The sequence below is a fragment of the Oleiphilus sp. HI0117 genome, assembly GCF_001635235.1.
Genome location: NZ_LWGA01000225.1, coordinates 1 through 335, shown reverse-complemented (window position 1 = coordinate 335; position 335 = coordinate 1). Strand labels below are relative to the sequence as shown.

Sequence of the window (335 nt, the reverse complement as noted above, 5' to 3'; positions counted from 1 at the left end):
ATGCTCTGAATGGGGTATACTGGAGCGTTTATTAGTCTCAGGTATTAGTCTGGAAATCCAATTTAACAGGGTTTCTGGGCTGTAAGTGTGTGTCGACGGAGTCTTTTAGGTGAGTGATATTAAGAGCAGGGTGAACACTTATTTGTATGCAGCACAAACACAAGCAAAGCAGGCAGAGACAAGTACTAATGCTGCGCTTGCACAGGCTGCCGTTGTTGGCGCTAGTTTGAGTTTGAAGTATGCCTGGGAAGCCTGGCTAGAAGAATTATCAGCCTATTTAAAGATCCCTGCTGACGCCTTGCAAGATGAGTCTTCAGAATTGGCGCAGAATATGC

The 335-nt window shown here is 45.4% G+C and carries 1 protein-coding gene; it reads left to right on the top strand.

Annotated elements, in window-relative coordinates; genetic code table 11:
• Window positions 1–109: 109 nt before the first annotated feature.
• On the top strand, window positions 110–335 hold a 226-nt coding region (locus tag A3757_RS02840), incomplete at its 3' end, for a hypothetical protein (protein ID WP_156506132.1).